This is a genomic window from Zoogloea oleivorans, from assembly GCF_008107625.1.
Taxonomy (GTDB): domain Bacteria; phylum Pseudomonadota; class Gammaproteobacteria; order Burkholderiales; family Rhodocyclaceae; genus Zoogloea; species Zoogloea oleivorans.
In genome coordinates this window covers 99,696-106,820 of record NZ_SDKK01000012.1, presented here as the reverse complement: position 1 = coordinate 106,820, position 7,125 = coordinate 99,696, and the positions used below count along the sequence as shown (strand labels likewise).

6 protein-coding genes and 3 tRNA genes are annotated in these 7,125 nt (G+C 64.7%); 1 reads left to right on the top strand and 8 read right to left on the bottom strand.

Annotated features, from left to right (window positions below; all coding sequences use genetic code 11):
* Positions 1 to 87: 87 nt before the first annotated feature.
* The 3 genes from ETQ85_RS13855 to ETQ85_RS13845 form a co-directional block, all read right to left on the bottom strand.
* Positions 88 to 162: transfer RNA gene (locus tag ETQ85_RS13855), tRNA-Thr, on the bottom strand.
* A 15-nt stretch (positions 163 to 177) separates the two neighbouring features.
* Positions 178 to 251 (bottom strand) — tRNA-Gly (locus ETQ85_RS13850).
* A 71-nt stretch (positions 252 to 322) separates the two neighbouring features.
* A tRNA-Tyr gene (locus tag ETQ85_RS13845) sits at positions 323 to 407 on the bottom strand.
* Positions 408 to 529: 122 nt separating this feature from the next.
* On the opposite strand from ETQ85_RS13845, the gene ETQ85_RS13840 reads away from it, so the two are divergent.
* A complete protein-coding gene (locus ETQ85_RS13840) occupies positions 530 to 1,333 on the top strand; it encodes an HDOD domain-containing protein (protein ID WP_148579662.1) in 804 nt (267 codons plus the stop codon).
* Positions 1,334 to 1,342: 9 nt separating this feature from the next.
* Here ETQ85_RS13840 and rhtB read toward each other — a convergent pair whose 3' ends face one another.
* The 5 genes from rhtB to ETQ85_RS13815 all read right to left on the bottom strand — a co-directional run bounded on the left by rhtB (position 1,343) and on the right by ETQ85_RS13815 (position 7,124).
* A complete protein-coding gene (gene rhtB / locus ETQ85_RS13835) occupies positions 1,343 to 1,963 on the bottom strand; it encodes a homoserine/homoserine lactone efflux protein (RefSeq protein WP_148579661.1) in 621 nt (206 codons plus the stop codon).
* Between the two features lie 7 nt (positions 1,964 to 1,970).
* Positions 1,971 to 2,690, bottom strand: a complete 720-nt coding sequence (locus ETQ85_RS26605) for an energy transducer TonB (RefSeq protein ID WP_222862164.1) — start codon at positions 2,688 to 2,690, stop codon at positions 1,971 to 1,973.
* Positions 2,690 to 4,756 (bottom strand): TonB-dependent receptor, encoded by a 2,067-nt coding sequence (locus ETQ85_RS13825; protein ID WP_246128767.1) that lies wholly within the window; start codon positions 4,754 to 4,756, stop codon positions 2,690 to 2,692. Before ETQ85_RS13825 ends, ETQ85_RS26605 begins: the two co-directional genes overlap by 1 nt.
* Before the next feature lie 18 nt (positions 4,757 to 4,774).
* Positions 4,775 to 5,599, bottom strand: a complete 825-nt coding sequence (locus ETQ85_RS13820; protein ID WP_148579660.1) for a HoxN/HupN/NixA family nickel/cobalt transporter — start codon at positions 5,597 to 5,599, stop codon at positions 4,775 to 4,777.
* A gap of 178 nt (positions 5,600 to 5,777) precedes the next feature.
* Positions 5,778 to 7,124 (bottom strand): sensor histidine kinase, encoded by a 1,347-nt coding sequence (locus ETQ85_RS13815; protein WP_148579659.1) that lies wholly within the window; start codon positions 7,122 to 7,124, stop codon positions 5,778 to 5,780.
* Position 7,125 lies beyond the last annotated feature (1 nt).

Below are 7,125 nucleotides of genomic sequence, written 5' to 3'. Positions count from 1 at the left end.
GCAAATTTTTCCTTAGCCATATCATCAACCCCGCAAAAAAATCAGGAAATCGGAACACTTAGCATGAGTTGTCGCACCAGAGATTTATGGTGCCCATGGGCAGGATTGAACTGCCGACCTCTCCCTTACCAAGGGAGTGCTCTGCCACTGAGCTACATGGGCCTCACACACTCAAACTGGAGCGGGTGAAGGGAATCGAACCCTCGTCATAAGCTTGGAAGGCTTCTGCTCTACCATTGAGCTACACCCGCTTTACAACGCTGCGACTCACAATCACCACTCTCGTTACCGCAACTCACGGACGGAGCTCACAACTAAAACTTGGTGGAGGGAGAAGGATTCGAACCTTCGAAGGCAGTGCCGTCAGATTTACAGTCTGATCCCTTTGGCCACTCGGGAATCCCTCCAAACGAGCGCGCATTATAGGCAGCCCTTTTAGCCTTGTCAAACACTATTGGCGTTTTTCTTTTTGTGTCTGTGCTGTAATAGAAATGTCTAACGGTGGGCAACACCGGAACGGGAGCCAAGCATGAATCAGGATCTACTTGTCGAAGCAGTTCTGGCCAGCGGCGTGGTGCTGCCCGCACCAGGCCCAGGCTTTCTCAGGCTGCAAGCCGCAGCAGCGGACGAGAATGCCGGACCGAGGGAGCTTGCCGCAGCGGTAAGCCAGGACCCAGCCATAACCGGTGCCTTGCTGCGCGTCGCCAACTCCCCCGTATTCAGGCCACGCAGCGCTCCGCGCTCGGCACAGGAAGCGATCACCATGCTGGGGCGCACCCGGACTCTGGCCACCGCCGCCAGCACGGCTCTCAGGAACCAGGGCTCGGGCCTCGACGACAAGGCCATTGAGGCCCTGTGGGCGGCCAGCGCCCGGGCGGCGGATCTTACTTATGCAGTGTGCCGCGCGACACCTTTCAAGGGGCTGGCTGACACAGCCTATCTGGCAGCACTGATGCAGGACGCGGGAATTGCAGTGCTGCTGCGCCGCGCCCCGGAACATGCCGTGCTCTTCCACTGCACGGGTTGCGCCCTTGAAGCAGGAGCCCGCGCCCTGGACGTACTGACAGGCTCCGACCACACCGCAGCCGGCTTTCTGGTGGCGCGCAACTGGAAGCTCCCGGTGGAAGTCTGCGAAGCCATCCGCGCCCATCACGAACCGGCGATGGCCCTGCGACTGGGGGACAGCGCCCGACGGATTGCCCTGCTGCTCGCCACCGGAAGACGGCTCCGCGACGGCCTATCGCCGGACTGGACAGACTGGGCCGAACCCGTGGAAGCGGAACTGGGACTTACCGAGGCCGCCCTCGACCAGATATCCGCCGACGAACATTAAACGGGGCGATCAGTGGCGGGATGCCCCTGCCAGAAGACACCCTGCGCCCACGAAGATGGCGCCGAACATCCGGTTTTGCAGTACCACGGCCCGGCGATCCCTCACGCGATTGCGGAAGCGGCCGGCCAGCAACGCGTAACCGGACATCACCGCCACGTCGATGCTGAACATGGTGATCCCGATGACCAGAAACTGGATCGCCTTGGGGGCCGCGGGATCGATGAACTGGGGAACCAGCGCCGCGATGAAGACAATCGCCTTCGGATTCCCCAAATTAACCAGGATGCCCTGCCGGTAGAAGCCGCTCTTCAAGGCCTCATCCATCGGCGACGCGCCCTCCTCCCCGACCGGCGACCTCCATTTCTGCACGCCCAGCCACACCAGATAAGCCGCCCCTGCCAGCTTGACGGCCAGAAAAGCGTTTTCCGACGCGGCCAGCAGCGCGCCAAGACCAAGCGCAACCAGCGACAACTGCAGGAGCAAGGCCGTCTGCAAACCAAGAATTGCCGCCAGCGCGTGCCGGTAGCCGTGGCGCAGACCGACGCTCATGCTGAGCACTGCGCCCGGACCGGGTGAAAGCGCGACCACCAGCGTCGCGGCGAGAAAACCCAACCAGAGATGAAGAGACATGAGGTAGTCAGCCAGCGTCGTCGGCGCTCAGACGGAAACGCACCGGCACGACCACCGACGCCTCCACCGCCTCACCGCCACGCCGGGCCGGAACAAAGCGCCAGTGCCAGACGGCGGTGACGGCCGCTTCGTCAAGCGAGTCATGGCCCGCGCTCTCTTTCAGCTTGACCGCAATGGGGATGCCCTCGGCGGACACCCGCACGTCGAGACGAACGGTGCCCTCCAGGCCACGCCGACGGGCCATCATCGGATAACCGGGCTTGGGATTGTCCAGGTAGCTCGCCCCGAAACTGGGTGGTGAGTAACTGGCGCCGCTTGCCGCGCTCGCCACTTGGGCAGGAGCTGGCGTCACCGGCCCGCTGGCCACCGGCGCATGGGCGACAGCGGTGGCATGAGCTGCAACGACCGCCGGGGCGCTCAGGATGGCCGGAGCAGGATGCTCGCTGCGCGCATCGGCAACGATGCGCGGCAGTGGGGCCGAGACAGGCTCCGGCCGGGCTTGCGCCTTCACCGGACGCGGCGGCTCGGGTAGCGCCTGCCGGGACTGCGCTGGCGCGACGCGGGGGGGTTCGGGCTTTTTCTCCGGAAGCGCTTCCGGCACCAGGCGAGCCTCCAGCAGAGGCTGCGCTGCTGGCACCGGCGCATGACTCGCTCCGCCAAAACCGAGCAGCAGGCCATGCGCCAGAATCGACGCCCCCATCGCGTACAACAGCCCCCGATCAGTCATCACAAGGCCATGCGCACCGCCAGCCGCAGACTGCGAGGCTCGGACGGGTGGGAGTGGAGATCGGCAACGGGCGCGGTTTCGGTTTTCAACTGGGACTCGTAGTAGTAATCGATGTCGCTGAGCTGGCGGTCGAACAGGTTCAACACATCCAGCGACAGCGTAATGTGCCGGTCGACACGGTAACCGACCTTAAGATTGGTCAAGATCGAGGATGCGGATCGTACCGAATTGTCCTCGATCAGTGGACGGGAGCCAAAGTATCTCATCCGCAGGCCGCCAAACCAGCGATCGCCCGTATCGAGCGTCACGCCCAGGGAGGCGACCCTGGCAAGGGCCCCGGGGATACGACTGCCGCCCCCCTCATCGACCCGAAAACGGGCGCTCGACACGGCGACATCCGCATCCACCGCCAGCCCGGACAGGGGCGTCCAGTGAGTCGTCCACTCCACGCCCTGGCGGCGGGACGGACGACTCGGCTCGGTGATACCGGCATCACCCACAAAAAGCAGCTCCGAGGCGACATCAAGCCGCCACAGGGCCAGGGTCGTCAGCCAGCCCGAGGCCAGCGCACTGCGAAGACCAAGCTCCGTCCCGCGCGCACGAACCAGCGGCCTGACCCGTTCCACCAGGCCAGCGTAGTCGGCACTGCGCGGATCGGGATTGACGCGAATCGTCGCACCGCGGCCATCGTTGCTGTGAAAACCATGGCCGTAGTTGGCGTAAAACTCGGTCTGCATCCACGGTCCGAGAACGACGCCGAACTTGGGAGCGGCGATAAAGGCAGCGGCCTGCCCGCTATTAGCCGGCGTATCACTGCTCACGTCGAAACGGTACTGGTCAGCGCGCAAGCCGAGCGTGGTGCGTAGCGTGTCCCGCCACTGTACCCGCGCTTCACCGAAAAGCCCGAAGCTGGTCTGCTCGACACGGTCGTCGCGCACCGTGGTGTAGCGCTGGCGGGCTTCGGCAAGAAAAAGTCCGCTCTTGCCGATATGGTCGTGCCGGAACTGGCTGCCAAGCACCCACTCCACAGGCCGCCCGGACCAGTCGGCAAACCAGGTATGGCTAGCTGTCGCACCGAGAATCTGGCGCCGGTCGAGCTGCTCGAACTGATCACCGCGCAGCGGGTTGTCGAGGGCATAGGTGAAGTTGGAAAAGAGATCGAGCCGGTAGTCGATCAGGTAGGCGGCGGCCCGCGACCGCCCCGCCGCGTCACTCCTCGCCCATTCTGCCGACAGGCTGGACCGGCTCGTCTTGCCACCGCTGGTCGGGTCGAGACTGCCGAAACGGTCGATGAAACCATTGTCGACGGCCCGCCGGGGCACCTGGTCGGTCGCCGTCCAGGCTGACTGGTAGGCCATCGCCGTGGCCGACCAGCCGTTGTCGACCGTGCCCGCAGACAGGCGCAGCACGGCGTTGAGCTTGCGCAGATTCTCTCGCTGGCCCCACGGACCATTGTTGTACGCCACCTCGACAGCCCCCAGCAGTACCGGGCCATTCTCCGGAAGGAGGCGTGAGCCGGCAGCCAGCAGGCGCGTGTACTGATGCGGCCCGAACTCCGCCTGCATAAAACGGCGGGACAGACTGCGACGATAGTCAATGTGGGTGGCCCCCGCCGCCGAAAAATCCCCCTCCTCTGCGTAGTACGGCCCCTTGCGGTAACGCAGGCTGGAAACCAGTTCAGGGATCAGGAAGTTGAGATCGGTGTACCCCTGCCCGTGGGCGTGGGTCGGCATGTTCACCGGCATGCCCATCAGCCAGGTGGCGAAGTCGGTGCCGTGATCGAGGTTAAAGCCGCGCAGGTAATACTGATTGGCCTTGCCGTCGCCACTGTGCTGGGACACGATCAGGCCCGGCACCGCCTCGAGCACTTCGGCCGGACGCAGCAAGGGCCGGGTTTCAAGCTGATGCGTCGTCAGCACGCCTTCGGTGGCGCTCACGGCCGCGCCGATCAGATCCGCCGGCCCGACCCGTACCTCGACAACATCCAGGGTCGGTACGCCGTCAGCCATCACCTGGCCGGCAACCCCCACAAACGCCGCAACAAGAGCAAACGCGCGCAACGCCATCAGCACCGCAACGCTCTTCTACCCCGCAACCTGGCTGGCCACGCCACGTGGTCGGGCAAGACGCACACCCAGAACAAAGCTCGCCAAAACCACCCCGATCACCGCAGCACCAAGCAGCAACTCCTTGCCCTCGCCCCACGCCGCGATGCCGGGCAGGACCATCCGGGCAATGCCGTAGGCGGCCACCAGCAGGCTCATGCCCCCCACCGCCAAGGCCATCACGCGCGACGCCACACGGGCGGAATCATCGGCCCGGGCAATCAGCCGGGCGATCCAGAAACCGTTGGCGCCGTCCGCCAGCAACATGCCGAACATGAACACAAAACCCAGGCTGACCGCGTGCAGCCACCCACCAGCCTGTACGCCAGCCACCGCAAACAGCGCGGCCTGACTCACCGTATCGAATGACAAGGCAAACAGCGCGCCCACCAGCGCCACGCCACCCGGATGGGTAACCTGCCCGAGACGCCCCAGCCAGCGGCCCTTGAGCCCCACCGGATGCACCATTTCGTGCGTTTCGGCAGCGAATACCGCACGCAAATTGAGCACACCAAGCAGGACCAGGAAGGCAATCGAAATCCATGCGCCCGATAACTCCAGCCATTCCGGCGGCGTCCAGCCCTGCGACAGCAGGCTGACCGCCAGCGCAATCGCCAGCACCACCGCCCCGTGGCCAAGAGAGAACAAGGTCCCACAGAAACGCGCCAGACCCGGGTTGGTCCGGGCGTTGTAGCGCGTCAGGCCGTCAATGGTGGCCAGATGGTCAGCGTCGAAACCGTGCTTGAGGCCAAGCACGAACACCAGCAGGACGAGGGCGAGGCTGTCGGTTGGCAAGGCAGTCATGGGATCGGCTGGCACGCGCGTATGAAGAAGTTATTTTAGTTCATACAAAATCCATGCCAAGCAAAAAACACCGTTCCATCAAGCTGTCGCCACGGACGGATGGCAAGCGTCCTGCCAGAACGCAGCCCGATCGCAAACCATGCTTGCCCTACATCCACTGGGTGACAGCGGATCGCACTCACCCCGCCAACGGCAGGCGCAGCACGAACTCGGCACCGCCGTCGGCATGATTGGCGGCCAACAGCTTGCCGCCGTGACGTTCGACGATACCGTAGCTGATCGACAGCCCCAGCCCGGTTCCGCTCCCCACCGGTTTGGTGGTGAAGAAGGGATCGAAGATATGCGCCAGATGGCGGGCCTCGATACCCGGCCCGTTGTCGTGGAAACGCAGCACCACGTCCGCCCCCTCGACCACGCCGGCAATTTCGAGCCGCGCCGCGCCTTGCTCCGCCGTCGCATCGCAGGCGTTCTGGACCAGATTCATCACCACCTGCTGGATCTGTCCCGATGAACCGATCACCGGCAAGCTGTCCGGCAAGGTCACCGTCACCGTGAAACGCTCCGGCGCGGCCTTGCAGACCCAGCTCACCGAACGCTCGACCACCGTCACCAGATCGAAGCGAACGCTCTCCTCCCGGTCCAGCGCCGAGAAGCGTTTGAGGCCATCCACGATGTCGCGGGTCCGCTCGGCCCCCTCGATGGTGCCTTCGATGAGCGGATCCAGATCGCCAAGGATGCGGTCGATGCGCAGGCGCTCGCGCAATGCCAGCAGCGCCTCAGGCGGCTCCCCGCTGTGCACGGCCGCCAGGTATTCGCCGAGCCGGGCCGCGTAGCGCTTCAGCGCATGGGTATTGCCAAGGATGAAGCTGATCGGGTTGTTGAGCTCATGGGCCACCCCCGCCACCAGCCGCCCAAGCGAAGCCATCTTCTCGGAATGCAGAAGCTGCTGCTGGGTGCGCTTCAGGTCGTCGTGAGCCTGACGCAGCGCCGAGTAAGCCTTGCGCAGCTCGCCCACCGGCCGGCCGGTGACCACCACCCCCAGCGACTTGCCCACCGACGAATAGCGCGGTGTGCAGTTGAGCGATACCGGCACTGCACTGCCATCGGCGGCCCGCAGGGCCAGCTCGCAATCGTGCACCGGCGCATCGCTGCGCAGGGCGAAGAGGCCCTTCGCCACGCCCACCGCCGCCGGGTCGGCGAGCAGATCGAAGAACAGGCTGCCGCGCAGTTCATCCAGCGAGCGACCGGTGAACACCTCCAGAGAACGGTTCACATCCTCGATGCGTCCGCCCCGGTCGCACACCACCAGAATGTCGGAAATGGAGGTCAGCACCGACAGGATGAAACCCTGACTCTCCTCCAGCCGGGCGTTCTTCTCCTCCAGCGCCACCTCGTACTGGAGCAGGTCGGAATAGACCTCGTCCATCTTCTGGATCACATCGATCCACGCCCCCTCACCCACGCCCTCCGGCGCCGCGGCCAGCAGGGCGGTGGAATCGGGCAGCAGACGCTCCGGGTTGCTCATG

Excerpts from the sequence above, each read along its gene's own strand:
- ETQ85_RS13840 (WP_148579662.1), top strand. The coding sequence starts at position 530 with ATGAATCAGGATCTACTTGTCGAAGCAGTTCTGGCCAGCGGCGTGGTG.
- rhtB (WP_148579661.1), bottom strand. The coding sequence starts at position 1,963 with ATGTCTCTTCATCTCTGGTTGGGTTTTCTCGCCGCGACGCTGGTGGTC.
- ETQ85_RS26605 (WP_222862164.1), bottom strand. The coding sequence starts at position 2,690 with ATGACTGATCGGGGGCTGTTGTACGCGATGGGGGCGTCGATTCTGGCG.
- ETQ85_RS13825 (WP_246128767.1), bottom strand. The coding sequence starts at position 4,756 with ATGGCGTTGCGCGCGTTTGCTCTTGTTGCGGCGTTTGTGGGGGTTGCC.
- ETQ85_RS13820 (WP_148579660.1), bottom strand. The coding sequence starts at position 5,599 with ATGACTGCCTTGCCAACCGACAGCCTCGCCCTCGTCCTGCTGGTGTTC.
- ETQ85_RS13815 (WP_148579659.1), bottom strand. The coding sequence starts at position 7,124 with ATGAGCAACCCGGAGCGTCTGCTGCCCGATTCCACCGCCCTGCTGGCC.